The following is a 26,607-nucleotide window of genomic DNA, read 5'->3' on the forward strand; positions in this document are numbered from 1 at the left end:
TCTTATGAGACAAAAGGGGTATTATCCTTTATTTTATATCAATCAACCCGGAGGAAAAAGAAGAAGATGACACAAGATTCGATGCAGCTTGCCGCGGTAAAAAGCGACCTTCGCTTTTACCAGGCATATGATCAAAGCCTTTCTTTGTGGCCGATTGAGTCGGAAGCATTCTATGTTTCTACTCGTTTTGGAAAAACACATATCATTGCAAGTGGGCCAAAGGACGCACCGTCGCTCGTTTTGCTTCACGGAGGGCTCTTCAGCTCTGCTATGTGGTATCCGAATATTGCGGCGTGGAGCAGTCATTATCGTACATATGCGGTCGATATAATAGGAGACAAAAATAAAAGTATACCATCAGCTCCTCTGGATAACAGAGTTGATTGCGCAGTCTGGCTGAAAGACGTTCTTGATTCGCTCGGACTTCAGACGGCACATCTGGCCGGCCTTTCGCTTGGCGGGTCCCATATCGTGAATTTCTTGCTTCAAGCGCCTGAAAGAGTAGAGCGGGCAGTTGTTATGAGTCCTGCTGAAGCGTTTATATCATTTCATCCGGATGTCTATAAATACGCTGCGGGGCTTATAGGGGCAAGGGGGGCTGAGGCATATATCAAGTGGATTACGGATAGCCGTTATGATCTGCATCCTCTGCTGCAAAAACAAATTGTGGCGGGTGTGGAGTGGCAGGATGAACAAAGAAGCCTGAAGCCGACAGAAAATGGCTTTCCATATGTGTTCACAGACCGGGAATTGAAATCGATTGCGGTCCCGATATTGCTGATGTTCGGGGAGCACGAGGTGATGTACCATCAGCAAATGGCTTTAGAACGGGCTTCGGTATTGGTGCCGGGAATTCAGGCAGAAATTGTGAAGAACGCCGGACATCTGTTATCTCTGGAGCAGGCAGAGTACGTCAATCAACGTGTCTTGTCCTTTTTAAGCGAGGAATAAAATTGTCAGAAACATGAAAAGAATGGCATTCATTGTTCAAAAGGTAACAAATGTTGTATAATAATAGAATTTGAGTGCTGCTTTTTTGGGGGCATTCTATGTTATTATGCTTAATAGAGAAAATTTTTCCTGTAACGCTATTCGATCCATATCGTCGAATGATATAGATGGTTTTACAATTGGAGGTTTGGTTACACTGTGAATTATATCCCCTGTATGATTACGATAGGAAATTTTACTTGCGGACTGCTGGCGATTCATTCCTTGTTATATCACAACATTCACTCAGCAGTGCTTTTCATTTTTACCGGTATGTTTCTTGATTTCTTTGACGGAATGGCTGCACGTAAGCTGAATGCCGTTTCTGATATGGGAAAAGAACTGGATTCGTTTGCCGATCTCGTTACGTTTGGCGTGGCTCCTTCTATGCTTGCTTACAGTGTCGCATTGTACGCCCTTCCATTTGTCGGGATCTTATGCGCATTGACGTACAGCATTTGCGGAATGCTTCGCCTCTCTAAATTTAACATTGAGCAAAGCAAGCTTCCGACCTTTATCGGAATGCCGATTCCATTTGCGGGTATGTGTCTCGTTATTCTAAGCTTCGTCTATAACCCGATCCTGCTGGCAATTGGGACTTGCGGACTTTCATATTTAATGGTGAGTAAAATCAAATTTCCTCACTTTAAAAAACATGCGGCAGAAAACCTGGAGTCCGAGAGATGGAATTAGTTCAGCAGCTCATAGCGGATTACGGTTATCTCGCTATTTTTTTGATGCTGGTTTTGGGGATCGTTGGGTTGCCGATTCCAGATGAAGTAATGATGACCGTCGTCGGTTACTTCACACATACTGACGTGCTGAATTATGAGCTTTCAATATTGATCAGCTTTTTCGGGGCTTTGTTAGGTATGCTGATCAGCTACATGATTGGCAGAAAAGCCGGGCGCCCGTTTATCGACAAGTACGGCAAGTGGGTTGGATTGAAGGAAAAGAGAATGATGAAAGTGGAAAAATGGATGAAGAAATACGGTCCATATTCACTTATTTTAGGTTATTTTATTCCCGGCGTCAGACATGTGACATGCTACTTTTCGGGAATCGGCAAAATGGAGCTGAAAACGTATATTGTGTTTGCGGCAATCGGCGCCTTTTTATGGTGCTTTATTTTTATTACAATCGGAAGGGTTATAGGGATTATTCATGTTTAATACGGCTGTAAAGATTCTGTATCGATCATTGATAGAGCTGACGAATCATCGTCTGTCATCCTATCTGATTAAAGGATTTTGCGAGTCTAAAATCAGCAAACCGGTCATTCCGCTTTTCTCAAAACATTTTCGGCTAAATTGGGATGATGTAAATGGTACGGCCGCTGATTATGGTTCGCTGTCTGAATTGTTCATTCGACATATTAATTTGGAGCGGCGCCCGGTGTCAAAAGAGGCTCATGCGGTAGTCAGCCCTGTTGACGGGGTGGTTCAGACAGTGGGAAAAATCAACCCGAATCAAACCTTTACGGTAAAGGGAAAAGATTACTCATTCGCTGAGCTGACCGGCTGTAAAAGCGCAGACCATCAATTCAACGGCGGGTACTTTGTCGTTCTGTATTTAAGCCCGCGGCATTATCACCGTTTCCATTCCCCGATCAGCTGCAGGTATCAAAAGCTGGCCGAGCTTGGAAATCGCTCATACCCGGTCAATCAATTAGGGCTGAAATACGGAAAAGATGTCTTGTCGAAAAATTACCGGTTTGTGTACGAGCTGAATGGCGGCAGCCGAAGTGTCCTGATGATTCCTGTCGGTGCGATGAATATTAATTCTATCGTGCAGACGAGTACACGGGACGAGCTGGAGATCGGCGAGGAGCTGGGATACTTTTCATTCGGCTCAACCGTCATTTTGATTTTTGAAAAAGACGCGTTCCAGCCTTCCGCCAATTTAACAGAAGGCCAAGAAGTCCAAGTCGGAGAACTGATAGGTTACGAAGAGTAAAAAGAGGAGCTAGCGTAAACGCAGCGCCTCTTTTTTTGAAGAAAGGTGAAACTCATGGAGAAACAAATCATCAGCTGGATCACAGATTATCAGAACACCGGAGACGAAGCCGTCCTGAGACAACTGCGGGAAGCGTGCTGGCCGATCGTTGAAGCGGTTCTGCAAGAGAAGGCAACAGATGAAGAGCAAGCGAGCAATTTGCGTGAGAAAGGAATCGAGCGGTTTCCGTTCATCATCAGCAAATACCAAGCGGATGTGCAGCTTCCGGTTGAAACATTTTTACGAAATACGTATCGGTTTTACATTCATCAAGTGATGAGAGGATCCAACTAAAGCTTCTTTCAGTAGAGAAGCTTTTTTTTATTGACGAATAAAGGAAACTTTTTCTATATCTATCTCGTAACTACTAGAGAGCCCAGAAGAAAAGGAGAGATAGAATTGAAACGAATGATAATGAAAATGACGCTGCCGCTGCTGATTGTATGTTTTGTGTTTTCTTCTTTTTCAGCCTCAGCCCGTGCTGCTTCTGAAGAAAAACATTGGGAACGCTGGATTGAACGACATGCACATCCACTGGATTCTTCCGATGCCTCAAACAAAGACCTTCGCTTTCTCAAGAAGGTGCTGAAAGGAAAACGAATCGTTCAGTTAGGAGAAACCACACATGGCGCTGGCGAAATTAATGCAACAAAGGTCCGCATGATCAAATACCTCCACGAAGAACTGGGATACGATGTATTGGCCTTTGAGTCTGGTTTGCCCGATACAAATGCATCCTACCTTAATATGGACCAACTAACCTCTAAAAGCACGATGAAAAACTCCATTTACGCTGTTTGGCACACAGAAGATGTCGTTGAACTGTTTGATTACATGAAAGAGCAAAAAGAGAAAGGCGATCCGCTTATCCTTACGGGATTTGATATTCAAAGCATGAAGAATTCATTCAATGATGCTGCAAATCAATGGGTAAAAGCGGTGGACCCTGAAAAAGCAGAGCTACTCTCCCAATCAGAAAATGACTTTTCTAAATTGTTGACAGACAGCAACACGTTTGATGAATTTACGCAAAAGAAGGAAAAGCTTGTGAAAAACTATCAGCAGCTGATTAAGTTCGCTGAAACACATGCTTCAGAGCTAAAAGCCCACCTTCCGAAAGAGCCGAAAGCTTATGAGATGTTTATGCATTCCCTTCAGCTGAGAATTAACGTAATGGAAACGTATATGCTGGAAGAAATGAAAGAAAAACTAGAGGATTATCCGGAGAATATTGAGGATTTTTCATTCTTTATGAGAGACCGCATGATGGCTGAACAATTTCAGTGGGTAGCGGAAACCCTTTATCCCAAAAAGAAAATCATTGTCTGGGGCCACAACTACCATCTTCGTAAACAGAATACCAAAATGATAAAGGACTGGGTACAGCTAAACGGCCCTAACATGGGTGATTATTTGCCGGAGCGGCTGAAAAAACAAACATATACGATTGGAATCTACGCTTACTCAGGTGCGAGTCTGGATAGCTCAGATAATAAGACCGTTATGCCGGTCACAAGCCCGCCGCCATCTGGAAGTCTCGAAGCCTTGCTGAAAGCTGCGGACCATCCAGCTGTCTTTGTTGATTTTCTCCATACAAAAAACAAGAAAGGCACTTCGTGGATGTACACCCCCCGGACAGCACTCTATTGGGGGGACAAAGAAGAGCAGATGATCCTGAAGGAACAATATGACGGTGTCATTTGGCTGGAGCATATCACGCCATCTGCCATTATCAAGTGAGCAGTGTCCCCCTGTGGTATAACAGGGGGTTTTTACATATCGCAAAAATAATCAAAACATATAATCCGTGATCCATTATTCTAAAACAGAAAGGAGATTGAAGCGTGCAATGTATTATGAAAAAGCTGTCCAGAAAACGATCGATTGGATTGAATCACATTTACATGAGCAAATATCAAATGAGGATATTGTAAACGTTTCAGGCTTTTCAAAATTCCATTTTCATCGGATTTTTCAAAAAGAAGCCGGCATGTCGGTTGCTTCTTATATTCGGTTAAGACGTCTTGCGAATGCAGCGGCAGCTTTGCTTTATACAGATCTTCGTATTATTGATATTGCTTTGTATTATCAGTTTGAATCTCAAGAAGCATTTACGAGGACGTTCAAAAAGCTGTATCACATGCCGCCTGGCGCATATCGAACATTTATGAAGCGTTTCACTTCAAAAAAGGAGGAATCTTACATGGAGAAAAAAATGAAGGGTTGGGTATTGAACGGGAGCCATCCGTTCCAATTCGAAATGGGAGTTGACCGGGAAAATGTACATCAGGGAAAAGCTTCAGGATATTTAAAGTCAACGATGGTGCAGGATATCGGTGAATTTGCGACGATGATGCAGCAATTCAAAGCAGATCGCTATCTAGGAAAAAGGCTTCGTCTATCAAGTTTTATCAAAACAAAAGGAGTGCAGCATTTTGCCTCACTTTGGATGCGGGTTGACAGTGCTGCTGATGATGTTCTCCAATTTGATAATATGAGCAACAGACCTATTACCGGAACAACCAATTGGAATCATTATGCTGTCGTTTTAGATGTCCCTGAAAATAGCGCTGTGATATCTTTTGGCGTTCAATTATCTGGGCCGGGTCAGGTGTGGATGGATCATGTTGTTTTTGAAGAGGTAGATGAGAGCGTTCCTTCAACAAACCTTGAAATGCCGGAAGAACTTTTAGATGAACCGGTAAATTTATCTTTTGAAGAGGAACTACAAAAATAGTTTTCAGACAACTACTTTTATTAGTAAGTTAATGGAAAATACTATTTGTTATTAATAAACCCTTGTGCCGCGTGGGTTTGTAAGAGCTTGGATATTTTTATCAGTCTGTGCGGATATGTTCATCTTTGCGGCATTTTCCTGTATGATATAGTAAGAGTGTGCATAGCAACTAACTATAATTGAACAGGGTGTTTAAATCATGGAAAAACAATACAGAGTATTACTTTACTATAAATATGTTCCGATTGAAGATCCAGAGGCGTTTAGAGAGCAGCATCTGGCTTTTTGTAAGGAGCTTGGTTTGTTAGGCCGTATCCTTGTTTCTTCTGAAGGAATTAACGGTACGGTATCAGGTACGGTTGAGCAGACTGAAAAATATATGCAAACAATGAAAGCTGACCCTCGCTTTGCAGATATGGTATTTAAAATTGATGAAGAAGAAGAGCATGCGTTCAAAAAAATCTTCGTCCGTCATAAAAAAGAGCTTGTGACGCTTCGTCTTGAAGATGATGTGGATCCGAATGAAACAACAGGGCAGCATTTGAAGCCTGCAGAATTTTATGAGAAAATGCAGGATCCAAACACCATTGTACTCGACGCACGTAACGATTACGAGTATGATCTTGGCCATTTCAGAGGCGCTGTCCGTCCTGACATTGAAGCCTTCCGTGAATTGCCTGAGTGGATTGAGGAAAACAAAGACATGCTTGAAGGCAAACAGATTTTAACGTACTGCACGGGCGGCGTGCGCTGTGAAAAATTCTCAGGATGGCTGATGAAGCAAGGCTTTGAAGATGTATCACAGCTTGACGGCGGAATCGTAACATACGGAAAAGATCCTGAGGTGCAAGGCAAGCTTTGGGACGGCCAGTGCTACGTCTTCGATGAAAGAATCAGCGTGCCTGTCAACCGTGTCGAGCATGTGATTGTCGGAAAAGACTACTTTACAGGTGAACCGTGTGAGCGTTATGTGAACTGCGCAAATCCATCTTGCAACAAAAAAATGATATGCACACCGGAAAATGAGTATAAATATATGCGCAGCTGCAGCCACGAATGCCGCACGAACCCAAGAAACCTGTATGTTCAAGAGCACAATATGACAGAAGAAGAAGTAAACGCAAGACTGGCAGTGATTGAAAAAGAAGAACACGCTGCTGCTGAATAATAGAAAGAACACCTCGGGAATGAGGTGTTCTTTTTTTCTACACGCTTTCGGTTTTTCCGTTTGCGGATACCCATTCTTTTTGGCGGAAGGACTTCTCCCATTTCGACACCACGATGCAGGCCACCGCATGTCCCGGTACGTTCACGCCAGTTCTCGCCATGTCCATGACGCGGTCAACACCCGCTATAATGGCAACGCCTTCTGCCGGCAGCCCTACAGCATTGGCAGTCGCCAGAAGAACAACAAGCGAGCCTGACGGAACAGCTGCAATGCCTTTACTGGTCATCACAAGCACAAGCATCATGAGCAGCTGCTGGGATAATGTCATGTCTACATGAAAGGCCTGCGCCAGAAAAATACAGGAAACCGATAAGTATAAGCTGGAGCCGTCACAGTTCAGTGACAAGCCGGAGGGGACGACAAATGATACCACTCGTTTCGGGCAGCCGTATTTCTCCATTCTGTCCATCAGCTGAGGAAGAATGGTTTCGGTGCTGGTGGTGGAAAATGCAATTAAAAACAGATCCCATATCATTTTTAATACTTCGAAATACTTAATCTGAAAGATGAGACCGACAAGCGGAAAGAGGACAAAGAGGATCAGGAACAGACCAAGGAATACCGTGCCGACCAGCTTAAACATAGGGAGGAGAAGTTCAATGCCATATTGGCCTACAGAGGCTGCCATCAGGGCAAGCACACCGATAGGAGCAGTCACCATGACGATTTGCGTGAGTTTGAACATAATTTGAGCAACAGATTCAAAGAAATTCATCACTGGTTCAGAGGCTTTGCCAATGCCAGCCGCTGCAACACCGAACAAAATAGCAAAGAATATAACGGCAAGCAAATCATTTCTGGCCATGACATCAATAATGTTTGTAGGGATAATATCGAGGATCATTTGTTTGAAATCAACAACTTTGTCTGTGTAGCCGGAAAGTTCATTGATATCTTTTTTCGCCAAATGGGAGAGGTCAAGTCCGACACCCGGTTTTAAGACATTCGCTAATAGGAGTCCGAGCGCCAATACCAACGTGGTAATCACTTCAAACCAAATGATCGTCTTGATGCCGAGGCTGCCCATTTTTTTCATGCTGCCGCTTCCTGCGGCCCCGATGACAATGGTAGAGAATACAATCGGCACGACAATCATTTTAATCAAGCGGATAAATCCGTCTCCGACAGGTCTCAGTGCCATCCCGAAATCAGGAAAAAAGTGGCCGATTACTGCGCCGATTGCCAAAGCGATTAAAATTTGAAATGCGATAAATTTTTTCAAATGAATCCCCCTTTAGAATGATAATATTTAGGCATATTCATATCATTCGTGAATCAATTGCAAACACCTTTTTTCAAATTATTTTATTTTGACAGCGCTTTCATTATGTTGGCGAAAAAGTCCCCCGCAGCAGGGGGGACTTTTTTACTTCATGTGGATGTGCTTCATCTCTTCTTCAGATGCATTTGTGAAGATGACCGGTGTTACAGCCGAAGCGGCATGCTGCTTAATGTAATCGAGATCAAATGAGAGAAGCAGTTCGCCTTGTTTGACGGCTTGTCCGCTCGTGACGTGAGCTTCAAAGCCTTCTCCATTCAACTTGACGGTACCAATGCCGACATGAATCAGGATTTCGGTGCCGCCGGCGCTCATAAAGCCGATGGCGTGCTTTGTTGGAAAAATGGAGACAATTTCGCCATCCGCAGGGGCAACGACTTTTCCTTCTGATGGATCAATCGCAAAGCCTTCGCCTATCATTTTTTCTGAAAAGACTTGATCAGGAACATCTGTCAGAGAGACCGTTTCTCCTTTGACCGGATAAATAAAAGTCTCTTCGGAAGCGTGCTTCTGCTGCTTGTCAGGCTCTGTATCCAGTGCGGCGGCGGTGTCCGGGACGCCTCCGGCCATGATCGTTTTGATGTCGTCTTTTAAAGCGTCGGATTTTGTTCCGAATATCGCCTGGAAGTTGTTATTGACTTCCAGCACACCTACGGCGCCAAGCCGTTTTAATTCGTCCTTGCTGACTTGGCTCGGCTGATAAACGGTCACGCGAAGCCTTGTAATACACGCATCCAGGTTGGCGATATTTTGCTGTCCGCCCAAGGCCTTCAGCACATGAAAGGCAAGCTGGTCTTTTGCGACAGGAGCTTTTGCCTCAGTCTGATCGGCTTCATCTGTTTCACGGCCGGGTGTTTTCAAGTTCCATTTCAAAATCGCAAATCGGAACAAATAATAATAAATGAATGCAAACACGATCCCGACAGGAATGACAACCCAGCCGTTTGTCGACAGTCCGTAGTTCAAGACGTAGTCAATTCCGCCGCCTGAGAATGTATAGCCGTGGCGGACATGGAATAAATCACAAACGACAAAGATGACGCCGGCGAGAATAGAGTTAATTAAATAGAGCACGGGTGCAACGAACAAGAAAGAAAACTCAACCGGCTCTGTAATGCCTGTCAGCAAAGATGTGAGCGCCGCAGAAATCATAACGCCGGAGATCATTTTTTTCTTTTCCGGACGCGCGGTATGGATAATGGCAAGAGCAACTGCCGGCAGACAGAAAATCATGTAAGGGAAATCCCCCATCATAAAGCGCCCAGCTGTCGGGTCTCCCGCGAAAAACCTTGTCAGGTCGCCGGTTACGGTATTGCCTGTTGACGGGTCTGTGTATTCTCCCATCATAAAGTAGAAAGGTGTATAAAAAATATGATGCAGGCCAAAAGGAATCAGCAAACGATAGATCGTTGCATAAAAGAACAGGCCGACCGTTGAATCGGCAATTAAACTGCTGGCTGCGTTAATTCCGTTTTGGATCAGCGGCCAAACAAATGAGAAAATCACGCCGATTACCAATGAACTGATGGAAGTAATAATCGGGACAAACCGTTTTCCTGAGAAAAATCCAAGGACCGGATGCAGCTCGATTGATGAAAAACGCTTATATAAATATGCGGCAAGAAGCCCGATGATGATTCCTCCGAATACACCCATATCAATCAGGTGCTCGGCTCCTTCATACGGAGGCTGAAGGCCGAGCAATTTTCCCATGTTGTCGAGGGTGACGGTTAAAATTAAATATCCGATAACAGCGGCAAGTCCGGCTACACCTTCGCCGCCGGCTAACCCGATCGCGACCCCCACGGCGAAAATCAGCGGCAGGTTGTCGAATACAACGCCGCCCGCATCCTTTATAATAGGGATGTTCAGTAAATCCTTGTCACCGAAACGGAGCAAAAGACCGGCTGCCGGGAGGACGGCAACCGGAGTCATCAACGCGCGGCCAAGCTGCTGCAGAATTTGAAATGCCTTTTTAAACATGACAGTCTCCTTTATAAGTATGATGCTTTCTCTAGTTTTTGAGCTGCTTTTTGATCGGCGATAACGGTTACATGATTGTGTTTTTGAAGAATTGAGGCCGGTACATCTGTCGTGACAGGGCCTTCAGCCATCTTTTGAATGGCGTCTGCTTTTTCCTCGCCGCTCGCTAAAAGCACAATATGTTTACTGAATTCCATGATGGTTTTAATGCCCATTGAAATCGCAAGTCTCGGCACCAGGACAGGATCGCCGCCGAAGAATCTGGCATTTGCCTGTATTGTGCTTTCTGACAGCTTAACAATTCGTGTCCGATCCTCAAAATCAGATCCAGGTTCATTAAAACCGATATGGCCATTGGCGCCGATGCCGAGGATTTGAACATCAATGCCTCCCGCCTGACGGATGAGATCCTCGTATACTATGCATTCAGCCTCAAGCTGCGGATTGTCTCCTTGCGGGATATGAATATGATCAGGCTGCATATTGATATGCTGAAAAAGATGCTGATGCATAAAATGGTTATAACTTTGCGGATGAGATGGAGAGAGACCTGCGTATTCATCCAAATTAAATGTAGTAACCTTTGAAAAGTCGATTTCGCCTGCTTGATAGTATGAAATCAGCTGCTTGTACAAGCCGACCGGCGTGCTTCCTGTTGCCAAGCCGAGTACGGCATCTTTCTTAGCCTGTACGTGTTCCTTAATAATGTTAGCGCTTAACTTACAGAGTTCTTCATAGTGATTGGCGATAAAAATCTTCATGTGACACCCCCTCAAAGAGATAGACAAGCATCATATTTGTTATGATCAATTTATGATAGTTGTCATTACGAATTTAGCACCGCCGTTATCAAACTGTCAATATTAATGTCTGAAAATTTGTTATAAAAGAAGGATACAAATCTTTCATATTTAGAAGGCAAGTGATATTATGGTCTCAATCAAAAAGAACGGTTGCATACAGAATGGGGAGAATGAAATGACAGCTTTATATTCTGTTATCAAGTTTAAAATCATTGAATTAATTAAGTCGGGCAAATATCAGGCGAATGATCAGCTGCCGACGGAGAGCGAGTTTTGCGAGCAATATGATGTCAGCAGAACAACTGTGAGACTGGCCCTGCAGCAGCTTGAGCTTGAGGGATATATTAAACGGATTCAAGGAAAAGGAACATTTGTATCAGCGGCAAAAATACAAACGCCGATTCCGCACAAGATTACGAGCTTTGCAGAACAAATGAGAGGCCTGCGTTCTGAATCAAAAGTGCTTGAACTCGTGGTGATCCCTGCTGATCACTCCATTGCCGAGCTTTTGAAAATGAAAGAGAATGAACCTGTCAACAAGCTTGTCAGAGTCAGATACGCCGAGGGGGAGCCTTTGCAGTATCACACCTCATACATTCCTTGGAAAGCGGCACCGGGGCTGGCGCAGGAAGAGTGCACCGGCTCGCTGTTTGAATTGTTAAGAACAAAATACAATATTGAAATCAGCAGAGGCACGGAATCGATCGAGCCGATTTTAACGGATGAAACGATCAGCGGCCACTTGTTAACCAATGTCGGAGCGCCTGCGTTTTTATCAGAATCCCTCACCTATGATAAAAATGAAGATGTGGTGGAATATGCGCAAATTATTACGCGGGGAGACCGAACGAAATTCACCGTAGAACAGTCATATCATTCATAAAGCAATGTGTTTTAAGAAGGGAATGGTGGTTCTATGTTTTTATTGACGAATGGAAAAGTGCTGTGGGGGGCTGTCATTGCGGCTTTCATCCTTTCAATCGTGTTTTACCCGTTTCTGCCGGCGGAAATGCCGATTCATTATGATGGAACGAACAGTCCGGATATGACGGTTAACAAGCTGGCAGGAATAGTGATACTTCCTGTTTTGATGGTGGTGTTTGCATGGGCGCAGAAGATCAATTGGCAATTTGTGATTGCGGTGTATATTTTGCTGATTTGCCATATTGTCGTCCTGTATTTAGCAATCTAAATCAGACAGCCGGAATGGATCTGGCTGTTTTTCTTTTATTTCATCTTCATTTGACAATGAATGTGGTGTATAATAGCTGATGATCCTAAAGAATATTCTGAAATTTATAGGTTTGAAGCGGCGTATGATAAAAGGAGAGGCTGTATACTTTTTGCAGCTTTAAAAAGACTGAATATTTAAACAATTATGGTGTGAAAGGTGTGCTGATCAAATTGAATAAGCTTATCGAACGAGAAAAAATTGCATTTCATAAGGAAAAGCCCGACCCGTCATCCTTAGGATTCGGAAAATATTTTACAGATTATATGTTTGTGATGGATTATGAAGAGGGAATAGGCTGGCATCATCCGAGAATTGCCCCGTACGCGCCGCTTACGCTTGATCCGTCTGCATCGGTTTTTCATTACGGCCAGGCTGTCTTTGAGGGGTTAAAAGCGTACAGAACGGAAGATGGCAGGGTGCTGCTGTTCCGGCCGGATCAAAATATCAAGCGGCTGAACAGATCGTGTGAGCGCATGAGTATGCCTCCTTTAGACGAAGAGCTGGTGCTCGAGGCATTGACGCAATTAGTTGAACTGGAGAAAGATTGGGTTCCAAAGGAAAAGGGTACGTCACTGTATATTCGTCCGTTTGTCATTGCCACAGAACCGAGTCTCGGTGTGAAGGCATCGAAAAGCTATACATTTATGATCGTGCTTTCTCCTGTCGGCTCCTATTATGGCGATCAGATGAAGCCGGTTAGAATCTACGTCGAAGATGAGTACGTTCGGGCGGTGAACGGCGGAGTCGGCAGTGCAAAAACATCCGGAAATTACGCGGCCAGCCTTCAGGCGCAGCGGAAAGCGAATGAGCTGGGCTATGACCAGGTGCTGTGGCTGGACGCCATTGAAAAGAAATACGCGGAAGAAGTAGGGAGCATGAACATTTTTTTCGTCATTAACGGGGAAGCTGTCACACCGGCTTTAAGCGGAAGTATTTTAAGCGGAGTAACACGTGCGTCTGCGATTGAACTGATTCGCAGCTGGGGCATTCCGGTTCGTGAGGATAAAATTTCGATTGATGAGATTTATTCGGCTTCTGTACGCGGGGAATTGACAGAGGTCTTCGGAACGGGCACGGCAGCGGTCGTTACGCCTGTCGGTGAACTCAATATTCATGGGAAAACGGTGATTGTAGGCGACGGACAAATCGGGGATATCTCGAAAAAGCTGTATGAAACGATAACAGATATTCAGCTCGGCAAAGTAAAAGGGCCGTTCAATTGGACGGTGGAAGTTTGAAGATGAAAAAGAACCTGCCCGGAGGCAGGTTCTTTTTATTTTGAATGAGTCATATCAGCAGTCGGCTGGCTTTTGCGGTTTTTGGCATAATACACTGCATAGCAGATGGCCATAAACGGAATGCCGCAATACAGTGCGATTCTTTGATTCGGATCAAAGGCTATGCCGATGACGGAAGCCAGGCATAACAGGAACGCGGCAATCGGCACGAACGGATACCAAGGGGTCCGGTATTTCAGATCGGCGACCTTGTTTCCCGCTTCGACATAACGTTTTCTGAACATGAATTGAGAAGCGGCAATCCCCATCCATACGACTACGACCGCAAAACCGGAAATCGATACGAGCACAACGTATACAGTGTCTGGCGCAAATACGCTGGACAGCAATGACAGAATGCCGCCGATCATGCTGAACACCAGCGCGTTAAACGGGGTTCCTTTTGACGTCAGCTTTGCAAATGTCGGGTGAAGCGTCTTTTCTTTTGATAAAGACCACAGCATCCGGGAAGAAGCGTAGAGTCCGGAATTAGCCGCTGACAGGATCGCTGTCAGGATGACAAAGTTCATGATATCGGCTGCGTACGGGACACCGACTCTGTCAAAGACAGCAACAAACGGGCTTTTGATGACGCCAGCTTCTTGAATCGGAATCAGCCCTGACAGCACAAAAATCGTTCCGACAAAGAAGAGTGAGAGACGCCAGACCGTTGTTTTAATCGCTTTTGGTATCGTCTTGTCTGGATCGACGCTTTCACCGGCCGCGATTCCGATTAGTTCCGTTCCCGAAAAGGCAAAATTGACAGACAGCATCGTCATCAAAATCGGGACAAATCCATTTGGAAAGAGCCCGCCTTCCGCTGTGAAATTGGACAGCATCGGAGCGGCTTCTCCGCCTTTGATCGGGATGATGCCGAACATGGCAGAGCCGCCTAAAAGAATAAACAACACAATGGCTAACACTTTGATGCTGGAAAACCAAAATTCTGATTCAGCGAAAAACTTGACCGAAAATGCATTAAGCAAAAAAATGAACAGCACAAAGACGGCGCTCCACATCCAAACGGACGTATGGGGGAACCAGCGCTGCATTAACAGGCCGGCTGCTGTGAATTCTGATCCCAATGCCACGGTCCATGTCAGCCAGTACAGCCAAGCGACCGTGAATCCGGTGCCCGGCCCTATGTATGTGGCTGCATAGGTGTGAAAGGCGCCTGTCACAGGCATGGCCACTGACAGCTCACCAAGGCACAGCATGACCAAATAGACGATTCCAGCCCCGACTAGGTAGGCGAGTATCGTTCCCGCCGGGCCTGCCTGCTGAATGGTGTAGCCAGAGCTTAAAAACAGCCCGGTACCGATGACACCTCCTAAGGAAAGCATAAAGAGGTGCCGGCTTTTCATACTTCTCTGAAAGTTTGTCTCATTCTTGTTGTGAGCAGAGTTCATCTTTTTCCAACTTTCTATCGGCGATTTATTTCCTTCCTAATAAAAAATCTCATGTCAGCGAGTGACACGAGACTCCGGCGTACCGGCTTTTAGATAGAATATACAAACAATTCCGATAAGTCAAGTTGTTTTTAATGAGCGCGCCCAAGCCGCAATTTCTTGAATATCTTCGGGTTTTGTCCGGCAGCAGCCGCCAATCAGCTTCGCTCCTTTTTCATGCCAAGTGCGGGCGCTTGTTCCGTAAGGCTCTGCACATGCTGCGCCGTTCCAAGTTTTTGTTTCCGGATCATACTGCTCGCCTGAATTCGGGTAGACGATGATCGGTTTTGATGTGTGCTTTTTTAACTCCTCTATCAAGGAAGGGATATGCTGGAGCGGCGTGCAGTTAATGCCGAGCGCTGCAATTTGGCGGTGCTCATCAAGCCATGACGCACAGTCAGCGGCAGGTGTTCCGTCACTGATATGCAGACCGTCTTTTGCACTGAAGCTGATCCACGCATACGTTTCAGGAAATTCCTTCAGCAGCTGCACAATCGCTTTTGCTTCGGTCAGGCACGGAATTGTTTCGCATGCTAAAACATCAGCTCCGGCTTCGATTAGCGCTTTGATCCGGGGACGATGAAATTCTATCAGTTCATCCTCTGAGATTCCGTAGTTGCCGCGATACTCAGAGCCGTCCGCAAGATAAGCGCCATAAGGGCCTACAGAAGCAGCAATAATGGGTTTTGGCCGATTCAGACGGTTCTCTTCAAACGCCCAGAATTCATCACGTGCTTCAGCTGCGATGGTGACGGACTTCTCGATGAGCCGGCGTGCTTCCGCTTCGCTCAGCCCGCGTGCGGCAAAGCCCTCAAACGTAGACTGATAGCTGGCGGTGATCGAACAGTCGGCGCCTGCAGCGAAATAATCAGTATGAACTTGTTTAATCAGGTTTGGCTCTTCCATCAGAATTTTTGCCGACCAGAGACTGTCGTTCAAATCACAGCCCTTGCGTTCAAGCTCGGTTGCCATGGCGCCGTCTAATACGATGAGCGGGTATGTATCAAGAATGTGTTGGATAGGATTCATAGAATGTACCGATGCCTTCTTTCAGATTTTTTTGAAAAAGATATGAAAATCGTAATGGACGCTTACATGTTTGTCAATAAACGAAAAAGAGAAAGGTGTTCAGCCCGTATGTCTGAACACCCTTTTTTTATGATATTTGTTTGTTGTTTGTGTCAGCCTTTGTGTCAGAAAGCGGCCAGCACTCAATGCCATTATGGTTTTTGAGCACATCTTTATAAAAGACCGGATCTTTGCCTGCTTTTTTCTGGCGTGTATAGTCTTTCAGCGCCGCAAAAACGACTTTTGATAATAAGAAAATCGCGATTAAATTCACGACGACCATCAAGCCCATGAACAAATCAGCCAGATCCCATACGAGCTGGACTTTGGCAACACAGCCAAACACAATCATCGCCAGTACGCCGATACGGTAGATAAAAATCAGTTTTTTGCTTTTATTCAAAAAGCCGATATTGGTTTCGCCATAATAATAGTTTCCGATTAAAGCACAGAACCCGAATAACAAAATCAGAATGGCGAGAAAGCCTGATGCCCACGATCCGACATGGGCGCTGAGAGAGGCTTGAGTTAGCGCGATTCCGCTCAGTCCCGGAGTATGGTAGGCATCTGAAAACAGAATGATAAAGGCGGTGCTTGTACAAATGACCAGCGTATCAGTAAGCACACCAAAAGCTTGAATCAGCCCCTGTTTGACAGGATGGCTTGTTGTTGCGGTGGCAGCGGCATTCGGTGCGCTTCCCATTCCCGCTTCGTTTGAAAAGATTCCCCGTCTGACGCCTTGCATTAACGCTGCTCCCAAGGCGCCGCCAGCGGCCTGGTCAAAGCCAAATGCGTTTTTCACGATCAGCGCAAGCACGTCTGGCAGCTGTGTAATGTTGGTGAAAATCACGAAAAACGCAACTCCGATATACAGGACAGCCAATACGACAACAATGGATTCAGCCAGCTTCGCAATGCGTTTTACACCGCCGAAAATAATCGTGCCGAACACAGCAATTAAAATGAGTCCCAAAGTCAGGCGGTTTGTGCCGAACGCGTTTTCGAAGGCGAGGCTGACTGTATTTGATTGAACCGAGTTAAAGACGATACCGAACGATAAGGTGATTAATACGGCAAACAGGGCGCCCATCCACCTTTTGTTCAGCCCTTTTTCCATGTAATAAGCCGGCCCGCCGCGGAAGCCGTTTACATCTTTTACTTTATAAATCTGAGCCAGTGTGCTTTCCACAAAGCTTGATGCTGATCCGATAATGGCGATAATCCACATCCAGAAGATTGCACCTGGCCCGCCGAGCGCAATAGCGATGGCAATGCCCGTAATATTTCCCGTGCCGACACGGGCTGCCATGCTGATGCAAAAGGCTTGAAACGGAGAAATGCTGTTTTTCGACCGGGAAGCTGCACCTTCTCGTAACACTATCACCATTTCCTTCAGCATGCGAACCTGCAAAAACTTAAGCCTGAACGTAAAATAGATTCCCAGAGAAAGGAGCAATACAATTAATAGCTTTGACCATAAAAGATCATTTGCGATACCGACGATATGTTCCAGGATTTGCTGCATACAATCACCTCTTTTTTAATGTTTAAAAAATGCTGAGCTCCCACTCCTGCGCCATATGTTTCAGCAGCATACCGCCAGTGAGGCTGTTGCCGTATTCGTCAATGGCGGGCCCGTAAATGCCGATGCCGCATCCAGATTGAAAAGGCTGTTCTCTTCTGGCGCTTGGAGGAACGAGAGCCATGATGCCGCCGGAGACGCCGCTTTTGGCCGGCACGCCGACAAACGCCGCATATTTGCCTGAAGCGTTGTACATGCCGCACGTCAGCATTAGCGCCTTGGCCAACTTCGCCACGTCCTTTGGAATCACTTGCTGGCGGCGAATCGGATGATAGCCGTCATGGGCAAGGATCAGGCCGATCAATGCAATGTCTTCTGTGGTACTCTCCATGGCGCATTGCTTCAAGTAAACCTCAAGCGTTTCTTCTACATCTGCTTCTAAAAAGTTTGTTTCTTTTAAATAGTAGGCCAGCGCTCTGTTGCGGTGGGCGGTTTCCCATTCTGACTGGAACACTTCCTCATGAATTCTTGGCCGTTTTCCTATTAAGGTTTCCATCACCGAGTAAAGAAACTCGAGCTTATCGTGTGCCGCTTCTCCCGGAAGAAGCGAGGCGATGGTGAGGGCACCCGCGTTGATCATAGGATTAAACGGCTTTCCCGGCTTGTTGATTTCGAGCCGAATGATTGAATTAAAGGCATCACCTGTCGGCTCGACATCTACGCGGTCCAGCACATAGGGAATGCCGCGGCTCATGCAGGCGGCGATAAAGCTGATCACTTTCGAAATGCTTTGCAGGGTAAAAGGGACGTTCCAATCGCCGGCATGTATCATTGTTCCGTCAGGCTCCAATATACAAATGCCGAGCTGTGAGTCATTGACTTTTCCTAAAGCGGGGATATAGTTTGCACTTTGTCCATTGGCGGCAAAGGGGCGATAGTGCTCAACCCAATGATGCAGCTGTGACGCCGGGTCTATTTCTATTTGGGGCTCTTTTATCAATTCTTTCATCGAATTCCTCCTCACTGTTTTTCTTCTTTAAGGACTGAGGTTTATCAAAACGAAGGCTGAAGGGGCATTAAACGCTTTCATAAAAGCGGAAGGTATATTTACTGTATAATGGCGACTACAGAATCATACAAAATACGACAAAAATATTTTCAAAATAAGCCGTAAGATTTATAAAAAGCTCATGTTCTGGGTCAAAAGAAATTTGCAAGTTTTCTGCTGTTTCCCCAAAATAAAAGCGAGGATGTGATCATCATAAAACTGGAACGTTTTTTTGAGAAAGATGGATATATACTGGCTCTCATGCTGATTACGGTGCCGCTGGCCGGTGAACTGAAATTTTATCCCCTTAATGAAGAGTTCCGGATCAGCTTTGGCGCACCGGTTTTTTTCTTCTTCTTATCGCTGCTGCGGCAAGTGCCCGCTGTGCTGCCGGGTTTTTTGACTGGAGCGGCGGTTTTCATCTTTCGCGTCTTTCTGGGATTATGGGGCGGGGGACATGATGGACTGGCTCCAATTCTGTATGACCAAGCGTCTGGCTTTTTCTTTTATATGACTTACGCCTGTCTGTTTTACATATTAAAGGCCAATCGTTTCCGAGAACGGCCAATTATGCTCGGTTTCATCGGGTTTATGATTGAAATTGTGTCAGATTGTGTCGAGCTGGCTGTTCAGTTTCTCATTTTCCATACGGTTGTGACGCCTGAGAAAATCACAGACATTGCGGTGATCGCGATTTCTCACACATTTATCGTCATGAGCTTTTATAGTGTGCTGAAGCTGTATGAGACGCAATCGAGAGAAAAACAGACAAGGCGGCAGCATGAGCACATGCTAATGATCGTTTCGAATTTATATGAAGAAACGGTGCATTTAAAAAAGACATTGAAGACGACAGAGCAAGTGACGAATGATTCGTATCAGCTCTATCGGGAAGTGAAGGGCAAGGATGAACAGCTCAGCGGCAGAATCCTGAGGCTGGCCGGGGAGATTCATGAAGTGAAAAAGGACAACCAGCGGATATTCGCAGGGCTTTCAAAACTGATTTCAAATGAGAGCTTGAGAGATTATATGAGGGCTTCTGATTTGCTGAAGCTTGTGATTCGAATGAATGAAAAGTACGCTGAAGCACTTGGAAAGCAGATTGATTTTCACTGCTCGATAGAAGGGGAGCATGATGATTATCACGTATTTATCGTGCTTTCGATCATTAATAATCTAACGGCAAATGCGGTAGAGGCAATGGGAGAAGAGGGAATGATCAGCCTGAGGCTCCGTAAGCCAAATGAGAGTATGGTAGAATTCCAGGTGGAAGACAATGGCCCCGGCATTTCTGAGAAAATCGGAGACATTGTGTTTGATCCGGGCTTTACTTCAAAATATGACGAATTTGGCACGCCTTCTACCGGAATCGGACTTTCCTACGTGAAGGAAATCGTGACAGAGCTAGAAGGAGATATCAGGTTCGATAATCAGCAGCGGGGAGTGGTGTTTGCCATCAGGCTGCCTGTCCGGCATTTGATTCAGAAAGGGTGAACCGAAAACTATGCGTTTTTTTATCGCTGATGATGACCGTGCGGTACGGTCGATTTTAAGACAGATCATTGAGGATGAGGATCTGGGGGAAGCTGCTGGTGAAGCAGAAGACGGAAGCCAGGTGGAAGGTCATATGCTGCAATTTAAGCAGATTGATATTTTATTAATCGATCTGTTAATGCCCGGACGGGACGGCATTGAAACGATTCGCCAGCTTCAGGATACGTACTCCGGAAAGATCGTGATGATCTCTCAAGTGGAAGCGAAGGAAATGGTCGGAGAAGCGTACTCGCTCGGCATCGAATATTTTATCCATAAGCCAATTAACCGCATTGAAATTGTCACGGTTCTCCAAAAGGTGAAGGAACGGATCGAGCTTGAGCACTCGATTGGGGATATTCAGCACTCTCTAAGCCGGCTTGTCAACCGGACTGAACGGAAAGCGCGTCCTCAGCAGAAGAGTGACAGCGGCTTAAAAGAAGCAGGAACATTCCTGTTGTCCGAGCTTGGCATGATGGGGGAAGGCGGCTCTCATGATCTCATGGCGGTGCTGCAGTATTTAGCAGAACATGAGCAATCTGAGCCGTACGAAAAACATATCCCTTCGCTAAAACAGATCTTCATCCAAGTAGCGGAACGGAAGCTGGGCGCAGGAGCATCCCAAACGGAAGTCAATCGCGAAATGAAAGCCTCGGAGCAGCGCATCCGCAGAGCAATTATCCATTCGCTGCACCATTTTGCTTCATTAGGCACAACGGATTTTTCCAATCCGAAATTTGAAACCTATGCATCGAAATTCTTTGATTTTCCGGTTGTCAGCCAGAAAATGAAAGAACTCCAATCAAAGGATGCAAAACCTCTCGCCCCTGCGAAAGTGAATATGAAAAAATTCATCCACGTGTTCTTTTTGGAAGCAAAGCTTTTGCACGAGACGATGAAACAAAGAAGCATGTGAACCAAAACAGCCGGCAGTACCGGCTGTTTTTTTGCTGTGCAGAACCCTGGCCAGACAGCGTTTTTCCTGGGTTCTGAAAAATATCAGAAAATAAAGATATTGACTTATTGTTTATTTGTCTTACAATAAAACAAAAGGATATAGGGAAGGGGCGGATATGAAAGAAAAAATAATAAAAGCGCTTTCAGTCAGGGGCTGTATATCCAAATAACAGGAGGTTATGTTGATGAGCCGTATGAGAAAAGCACCCGCTGGAATTTTAGGTTTTCCGGTTGCACCTTTTAATACACAAGGAAAACTGGAGGAAGAAGCTCTTTTTCAAAACATTGAGTTTTTGCTGGAAGAAGGCTTGGAAGCGATTTTTATCGCTTGCGGGTCTGGTGAATTTCAATCTCTCAGCCAGAAAGAATACGAGCAAATGGTGGAAGTCGCAGTCTCGGCAGCCGGGGGAAAGGTGCCGGTTTACACGGGGGTGGGCGGCAACCTCAGCACAGCGCTGGACTGGGCGCAGCTGTCGGAGAAAAAAGGCGCCGACGGGTACTTGATCCTGCCTCCGTATTTGGTGCATGGCGAACAGGAGGGGCTGTATCAGTATGCGAAAACAATTATTGAAAGCACCGATTTGAATGCGATTCTTTATCAGCGCGATAACGCGGTTCTCTCTCTTGAACAGATCAAGCGGCTGACCGAATGTGAACAGCTTGTCGGTGTGAAGGACGGGGTGGGGAACATGGATTTGAATATTAACCTCGTCTATACGCTCGGCGACCGCTTAGGATGGATCAACGGAATGCCGATGGCTGAAGTGACGATGCCAGCTTACCTGCCGATCGGGTTTCACTCCTATTCCTCAGCGATTTCAAATTATATTCCGCATATTTCCCGGATGTTCTATGATGCATTGAAAAATGGAAACGATGAGCTTGTGAAAGAGCTCTATCAGCATGTGATTCTCCCAATCAACGACATTCGCAAACAACGAAAAGGATATGCCGTATCTTTGATTAAAGCGGGCATGGAGATCATGGGATTGAATGTGAGAAACACAGCCAGACCGCCTGTCGGCCCGGTTGAAAAAGATCATTATCAGCAATTAGAAGCGATTCTGAAGCAGGCGGCGGATCGTTTTCCGAAAAAAGCCGCGACGGTTTGATGATCAGAAAAAATATGAAAGGGGCAATGGGCATGTCTGTGATCACGGAACAAAACACGTATCTCAACTTTATTAACGGAGAGTGGGTTAAGTCTCAATCAGGCGATATGGTCAAGGTTGAAAACCCTGCGGATGTAAACGATATTGTCGGCTATGTACAGAATTCAACAGCTGAAGATGTGGAACGGGCTGTCGCCGCCGCCAATGAGGCCAAAACGGCTTGGAGAAAGCTGACGGGGGCCGAGCGGGGCCAATTTTTATACAAAACAGCGGATATTATGGAGCAGCGCTTGGAAGACATCGCCGCCTGCGCAACACGTGAGATGGGAAAAACACTGCCGGAAGCGAAAGGGGAAACAGCCCGCGGGATTGCCATTCTTCGCTATTACGCCGGAGAAGGCATGCGCAAAACGGGTGACGTTATTCCGTCTACTGACAAAGACGCGCTCATGTTCACCACACGTGTTCCGCTCGGTGTGGTTGGCGTGATTTCTCCGTGGAACTTCCCGGTGGCGATTCCGATTTGGAAGATGGCCCCGGCATTGGTGTACGGCAATACTGTTGTCATCAAACCGGCGACAGAAACAGCCGTGACATGCGCGAAAATCATTGCTTGCTTTGAAGAAGCGGGGCTCCCGGCAGGAGTCATCAATTTGGTGACAGGCCCAGGTTCTGTTGTCGGGCAGGGGCTTGCTGAGCATAACGGGGTAAACGCTGTTACGTTTACCGGTTCCAATCAAGTCGGGAAAATCATCGGGCAGGCCGCTTTAGCGAGAGGAGCCAAATACCAGCTTGAAATGGGCGGGAAAAACCCGGTCATCGTAGCCGATGACGCTGACCTTGAAGCTGCGGCTGAAGCTGTCATTACGGGTGCCTTCCGTTCAACCGGCCAGAAGTGCACCGCGACAAGCCGCGTCATCGTGCAAAGCGGAATTTACGACCGCTTTAAAGAAAAACTGCTCCAGCACACAAAGGATATTACGATTGGAGACAGCTTAAAAGAGGATGTCTGGATGGGACCGATCGCCAGCAAGAATCAGCTTGATAACTGCCTGTCGTACATTGAGAAAGGCAAACAGGAGGGCGCTTCCCTTTTGATCGGAGGAGAAAAGCTGGAGGATGGAAAGTATCAAAACGGCTATTATGTTCAGCCTGCCATCTTTGACAATGTGACCTCTGAGATGACGATCGCACAAGAGGAGATTTTCGGCCCGGTGATCGCCTTGATCAAGGTGGACACGATGGAGGAGGCGCTGGACATCGCCAATGATGTGAAGTTCGGCTTAAGCGCATCCATTTTCACGCAAAACATCGGCCGAATGCTTTCATTCGTTGATGAAATTGACGCCGGGCTAGTCCGGATTAACGCGGAAAGCGCGGGTGTTGAGCTTCAGGCGCCTTTTGGCGGCATGAAGCAGTCGAGCTCCCACTCCCGCGAACAGGGTGAGGCGGCGAAGGACTTTTTCACTGCGATCAAAACCGTTTTTGTGAAGCCGTAATGGTGCTGGAAAGAGGCGGACGTCTCTTTCCCAGCTTTATCACAGCCAGCATATGATTCTCTACTTTGAAAAGGAGAAGATACTATGAAAAAAGACTATGCGAATGTTTCACCGGCGGGCAAAAAAACGTCTGTACGCTGGTTCATCGTTTTTATGCTGTTTCTTGTGACCTCTATTAACTACGCGGATCGGGCGACGCTTTCCATCACCGGAGATTCCGTCCAGCATGATCTGGGATTGGACTCGGTCGCTATGGGCTATGTCTTTTCTGCTTTTGGCTGGGCCTATGTCATCGGGCAGCTTCCGGGCGGCTGGCTGCTGGACCGCTTTGGTTCAAAGACTGTTATTGCATTAAGCATCTTTTTCTGGTCGTTTTTTACGCTGCTGCAAGGGGCGATTGGTTTTTTCTCCGCCGGCACAGCGATTATCCTGCTGTTTGCACTGCGTTTTCTGGTAGGCTTGTCCGAAGCGCCTTCATTTCCCGGAAACGGCAGAGTTGTTGCCTCATGGTTCCCAAGCTCCGAGCGCGGGACAGCTTCAGCCTTTTTTAATTCAGCTCAATACTTCGCAATCGTCATTTTTTCTCCTTTAATGGGCTGGCTCACCCACTCTTTCGGCTGGCATTCCGTCTTCGTTGTCATGGGTGCCGCGGGCATTCTTCTGGCTATCATCTGGCTAAAAACGGTGTATGAACCGAAAAAACATCCGAAGGTCAACGAAGCTGAGCTTGCTTATATCGAACAGGGCGGCGGGCTGATTTCCATGGATGACAGCAAAGGCAAGCAAGAAACAGAATCGAAATGGCCTTATATCAAACAGCTGTTAACGAACCGCATGCTGATTGGCGTGTACATCGCGCAATACTGCATTACAACTCTCACCTATTTCTTTCTCACATGGTTTCCGGTATATTTGGTTCAGGCCCGCGGCATGTCTATCCTTGAAGCAGGGTTTGTCGCTTCCCTGCCGGCGCTGTGCGGATTTGCCGGGGGTGTGCTTGGGGGCATCGTGTCAGACATCTTACTCAAAAAAGGCCGTTCGCTCACCTTTGCAAGAAAAGTGCCGATCATTATCGGCATGCTGCTGTCTTGCAGTATGATTGTCTGCAACTACACGGACTCAGCGTGGCTCGTCGTTGTTATTATGTCACTCTCGTTTTTCGGAAAAGGCTTCGGCGCACTGGGATGGGCTGTCGTGTCGGACACGTCTCCGAAAGAGTGTGCAGGATTAAGCGGCGGTTTGTTCAACACTTTCGGAAATATTGCCTCGATCACAACCCCGATTATTATCGGCTACATCGTGAATGCCACAGGATCTTTTAATGGCGCGCTCGTGTTTGTCGGTGCTAACGCGATTGCGGCGATCCTCAGCTACTTGCTGCTGGTCGGGCCGATCAAACGGGTCGTGTTAAAGAAACAAGAGCAAGACCCCGATCAATCATTGCCTGTCTAATATTTATGAAAGCGCTTTATATAAGGAGGAGAAAACATGAGTTCACCAATACAAGAGCAGGTTCAAAAGGAAAAGAGATCGAATATTCCTTCAATTTGTGCGATGAAGGTGATCCCTGTTGCGGGACATGACAGCATGCTGCTGAATCTGAGCGGCGCACACAGCCCGTTTTTCACCCGGAATATCGTGATCTTAACCGACAGCAGCGGAAATCAGGGAGTCGGCGAGGTACCTGGCGGAGAACACATCCGCCGCACACTGGAGCTGGCAGAGCCGCTTGTTATCGGAAAATCCATTGGCGCGTACCAGTCGATATTGCAAACGGTCAGAAAGCAGTTTGCCGATCAGGACAGGGGAGGACGCGGAATCCAGACGTTTGATTTGCGCACCACGGTCCACGCCGTTACAGCGCTGGAAGCGGCTTTGTTAGATTTGCTTGGAAAGTTTCTTCAGGAACCGGTTGCGGCTTTATTGGGTGAAGGGAAGCAGCGTGATGAAGTAAAAATGCTCGGCTACCTCTTTTACATCGGCGACCGAAAGCGGACGACCTTGCCTTATCAAAGTGATGAGCAGTCAGATTGTGCGTGGTTCCGTCTCCGCCATGAGGAAGCGCTGACGCCGGAGGCAATAGTACGTCTTGCCGAATCCGCACAGGAGCGCTACGGCTTTCAGGATTTCAAGCTGAAAGGCGGGGTGCTGTCAGGAGAGGATGAAATCGAAGCTGTCACCGCATTATCAAAACGTTTTCCAGAGGCAAGGATCACCCTTGATCCGAACGGGGCGTGGTCATTAGAGGAAGCCATTGCATTATGCAAAGGAAAGCATGATGTGCTCGCGTATGCGGAAGACCCGTGCGGAGATGAGAGTGGCTACTCCGCACGTGAAGTGATGGCTGAATTCCGCCGCGCGACAGGGCTCCCGACCGCGACAAATATGATTGCGACCGACTGGCGGGAAATGGGTCACGCGATTCAGCTTCATGCGGTGGATATCCCGCTGGCTGATCCTCATTTCTGGACGATGCAGGGTTCGGTGCGGGTTGCGCAAATGTGCCATGATTGGGGTTTGACATGGGGCTCCCACTCCAATAACCACTTTGATATCTCCCTTGCGATGTTTACCCATGTGGCAGCAGCGGCTCCGGGGCGCATCACGGCGATTGATACCCATTGGATCTGGCAGGACGGGCAGCGTTTAACGAAACAGCCTTTTGAGATTGCTGATGGCTGTGTCAAGGTGCCAAATAAGCCTGGTCTTGGCGTCGACATTGATATGGAACAAGTCGAAAAAGCGCATGACCTCTATCGAAAAATGAATTTAGGCGCGCGAAATGACGCGGTCCCTATGCAGTTTCTGATCAGCAACTGGGAGTTTGACCGGAAACGCCCGTGTCTTGTGCGATAAGTTTGATTGTAAATATTGTCATATTGGCTATTTTGTCT

24 protein-coding genes are annotated in these 26,607 nt (G+C 46.6%); 17 read left to right on the top strand and 7 right to left on the bottom strand.

Going from position 1 to position 26,607, the window contains the following annotated elements; all coding sequences use genetic code 11:
* Window positions 1–66: 66 nt before the first annotated feature.
* From cesB to trhO, 8 genes are all read left to right on the top strand, one after another.
* Window positions 67–951 (top strand): enantioselective carboxylesterase CesB, encoded by an 885-nt coding sequence (cesB, locus tag CVV77_RS14590; protein ID WP_100275737.1) that lies wholly within the window; start codon window positions 67–69, stop codon window positions 949–951.
* A gap of 198 nt (window positions 952–1,149) precedes the next feature.
* Window positions 1,150–1,683, top strand: a complete 534-nt coding sequence (gene pssA, locus CVV77_RS14595) for a CDP-diacylglycerol--serine O-phosphatidyltransferase (RefSeq protein WP_084993190.1) — start codon at window positions 1,150–1,152, stop codon at window positions 1,681–1,683.
* Entirely contained in the window at window positions 1,674–2,162 is a 489-nt protein-coding gene (locus CVV77_RS14600; protein ID WP_003241384.1) for a DedA family protein, read from the top strand. The genes pssA and CVV77_RS14600 overlap by 10 nt, the downstream gene beginning before the upstream one ends.
* Window positions 2,155–2,946 carry a phosphatidylserine decarboxylase gene (locus CVV77_RS14605; protein WP_100275738.1) on the top strand — a complete coding sequence of 264 codons (792 nt, stop codon included), beginning with the start codon at window positions 2,155–2,157 and terminating at the stop codon, window positions 2,944–2,946. Before CVV77_RS14600 ends, CVV77_RS14605 begins: the two co-directional genes overlap by 8 nt.
* Before the next feature lie 54 nt (window positions 2,947–3,000).
* Window positions 3,001–3,279, top strand: coding sequence for a hypothetical protein (locus tag CVV77_RS14610; RefSeq protein WP_019257350.1), 279 nt, complete (start codon window positions 3,001–3,003; stop codon window positions 3,277–3,279).
* Window positions 3,280–3,384: 105 nt separating this feature from the next.
* Window positions 3,385–4,725, top strand: a complete 1,341-nt coding sequence (locus tag CVV77_RS14615) for an erythromycin esterase family protein (protein ID WP_100275739.1) — start codon at window positions 3,385–3,387, stop codon at window positions 4,723–4,725.
* Window positions 4,726–4,834: 109 nt separating this feature from the next.
* Window positions 4,835–5,722 (top strand): helix-turn-helix transcriptional regulator, encoded by an 888-nt coding sequence (locus CVV77_RS14620; RefSeq protein ID WP_100275740.1) that lies wholly within the window; start codon window positions 4,835–4,837, stop codon window positions 5,720–5,722.
* Window positions 5,723–5,921: 199 nt separating this feature from the next.
* Window positions 5,922–6,890 carry an oxygen-dependent tRNA uridine(34) hydroxylase TrhO gene (trhO, locus tag CVV77_RS14625; protein ID WP_003241374.1) on the top strand — a complete coding sequence of 323 codons (969 nt, stop codon included), beginning with the start codon at window positions 5,922–5,924 and terminating at the stop codon, window positions 6,888–6,890.
* A gap of 37 nt (window positions 6,891–6,927) precedes the next feature.
* Here the strand turns inward: trhO and gltP are convergent, their stop codons facing one another.
* The 3 genes from gltP to nagB all read right to left on the bottom strand — a co-directional run bounded on the left by gltP (window position 6,928) and on the right by nagB (window position 10,973).
* Window positions 6,928–8,172, bottom strand: coding sequence for a glutamate-aspartate/proton symporter GltP (gene gltP, locus CVV77_RS14630; RefSeq protein WP_003241372.1), 1,245 nt, complete (start codon window positions 8,170–8,172; stop codon window positions 6,928–6,930).
* Between the two features lie 144 nt (window positions 8,173–8,316).
* Window positions 8,317–10,212, bottom strand: coding sequence for a glucose-specific PTS transporter subunit IIBC (ptsG, locus tag CVV77_RS14635; RefSeq protein ID WP_100275741.1), 1,896 nt, complete (start codon window positions 10,210–10,212; stop codon window positions 8,317–8,319).
* Window positions 10,213–10,223: 11 nt separating this feature from the next.
* The gene (nagB, locus tag CVV77_RS14640; RefSeq protein WP_100275742.1) at window positions 10,224–10,973 is read right to left on the bottom strand and encodes a glucosamine-6-phosphate deaminase; all 750 of its coding nucleotides are present in this window, start codon (window positions 10,971–10,973) and stop codon (window positions 10,224–10,226) included.
* Window positions 10,974–11,190: 217 nt separating this feature from the next.
* On the opposite strand from nagB, the gene gamR reads away from it, so the two are divergent.
* The 3 genes from gamR to CVV77_RS14655 all read left to right on the top strand — a co-directional run bounded on the left by gamR (window position 11,191) and on the right by CVV77_RS14655 (window position 13,487).
* Window positions 11,191–11,898: a transcriptional regulator GamR gene (gene gamR, locus CVV77_RS14645; RefSeq protein ID WP_003241365.1), complete on the top strand. Its 708-nt coding sequence runs from the start codon at window positions 11,191–11,193 to the stop codon at window positions 11,896–11,898.
* Between the two features lie 33 nt (window positions 11,899–11,931).
* Window positions 11,932–12,207 carry a DUF1648 domain-containing protein gene (locus CVV77_RS14650; protein ID WP_019257356.1) on the top strand — a complete coding sequence of 92 codons (276 nt, stop codon included), beginning with the start codon at window positions 11,932–11,934 and terminating at the stop codon, window positions 12,205–12,207.
* Between the two features lie 212 nt (window positions 12,208–12,419).
* The gene (locus CVV77_RS14655) at window positions 12,420–13,487 is read left to right on the top strand and encodes a branched-chain amino acid aminotransferase (RefSeq protein WP_100275942.1); all 1,068 of its coding nucleotides are present in this window, start codon (window positions 12,420–12,422) and stop codon (window positions 13,485–13,487) included.
* 35 nt (window positions 13,488–13,522) lie between these two features.
* Here CVV77_RS14655 and mmuP read toward each other — a convergent pair whose 3' ends face one another.
* The 4 genes from mmuP to CVV77_RS14680 all read right to left on the bottom strand — a co-directional run bounded on the left by mmuP (window position 13,523) and on the right by CVV77_RS14680 (window position 18,573).
* Window positions 13,523–14,935, bottom strand: a complete 1,413-nt coding sequence (gene mmuP / locus CVV77_RS14660) for an S-methylmethionine permease (protein ID WP_100275743.1) — start codon at window positions 14,933–14,935, stop codon at window positions 13,523–13,525.
* Between the two features lie 120 nt (window positions 14,936–15,055).
* Window positions 15,056–16,003, bottom strand: a complete 948-nt coding sequence (gene mmuM, locus CVV77_RS14665; RefSeq protein WP_100275744.1) for a homocysteine S-methyltransferase — start codon at window positions 16,001–16,003, stop codon at window positions 15,056–15,058.
* 127 nt (window positions 16,004–16,130) lie between these two features.
* A complete protein-coding gene (locus CVV77_RS14675) occupies window positions 16,131–17,567 on the bottom strand; it encodes an alanine/glycine:cation symporter family protein (RefSeq protein ID WP_100275745.1) in 1,437 nt (478 codons plus the stop codon).
* Between the two features lie 22 nt (window positions 17,568–17,589).
* Window positions 17,590–18,573, bottom strand: a complete 984-nt coding sequence (locus CVV77_RS14680; protein ID WP_019257361.1) for a glutaminase — start codon at window positions 18,571–18,573, stop codon at window positions 17,590–17,592.
* Window positions 18,574–18,873: 300 nt separating this feature from the next.
* Here CVV77_RS14680 and glnK point away from each other — a divergent pair, with 300 nt between their 5' ends.
* The 6 genes from glnK (at window position 18,874) to gudD (ending at window position 26,569) form a co-directional block, all read left to right on the top strand.
* The gene (gene glnK / locus CVV77_RS14685; RefSeq protein ID WP_100275943.1) at window positions 18,874–20,106 is read left to right on the top strand and encodes a two-component system sensor histidine kinase GlnK; all 1,233 of its coding nucleotides are present in this window, start codon (window positions 18,874–18,876) and stop codon (window positions 20,104–20,106) included.
* A 10-nt stretch (window positions 20,107–20,116) separates the two neighbouring features.
* Entirely contained in the window at window positions 20,117–21,061 is a 945-nt protein-coding gene (glnL, locus tag CVV77_RS14690) for a glutamine utilization two-component system response regulator GlnL (protein ID WP_100275746.1), read from the top strand.
* 226 nt (window positions 21,062–21,287) lie between these two features.
* The gene (gene kdgD / locus CVV77_RS14700) at window positions 21,288–22,214 is read left to right on the top strand and encodes a 5-dehydro-4-deoxyglucarate dehydratase (protein WP_084993167.1); all 927 of its coding nucleotides are present in this window, start codon (window positions 21,288–21,290) and stop codon (window positions 22,212–22,214) included.
* 32 nt (window positions 22,215–22,246) lie between these two features.
* Complete coding sequence (gene gucD / locus CVV77_RS14705; protein ID WP_100275944.1) at window positions 22,247–23,713, top strand: alpha-ketoglutaric semialdehyde dehydrogenase GucD; 1,467 nt, start codon at window positions 22,247–22,249, stop codon at window positions 23,711–23,713.
* Window positions 23,714–23,797: 84 nt separating this feature from the next.
* The gene (gene gudP, locus CVV77_RS14710) at window positions 23,798–25,165 is read left to right on the top strand and encodes a glucarate transporter GudP (RefSeq protein WP_100275747.1); all 1,368 of its coding nucleotides are present in this window, start codon (window positions 23,798–23,800) and stop codon (window positions 25,163–25,165) included.
* Window positions 25,166–25,201: 36 nt separating this feature from the next.
* Window positions 25,202–26,569: a glucarate dehydratase gene (gene gudD, locus CVV77_RS14715; protein ID WP_100275748.1), complete on the top strand. Its 1,368-nt coding sequence runs from the start codon at window positions 25,202–25,204 to the stop codon at window positions 26,567–26,569.
* The last annotated feature ends 38 nt before the right edge of the window (window positions 26,570–26,607 follow it).

The organism is Bacillus sp. SN1 (assembly GCF_002796895.1).
Lineage (GTDB): Bacteria > Bacillota > Bacilli > Bacillales > Bacillaceae > Bacillus > Bacillus inaquosorum.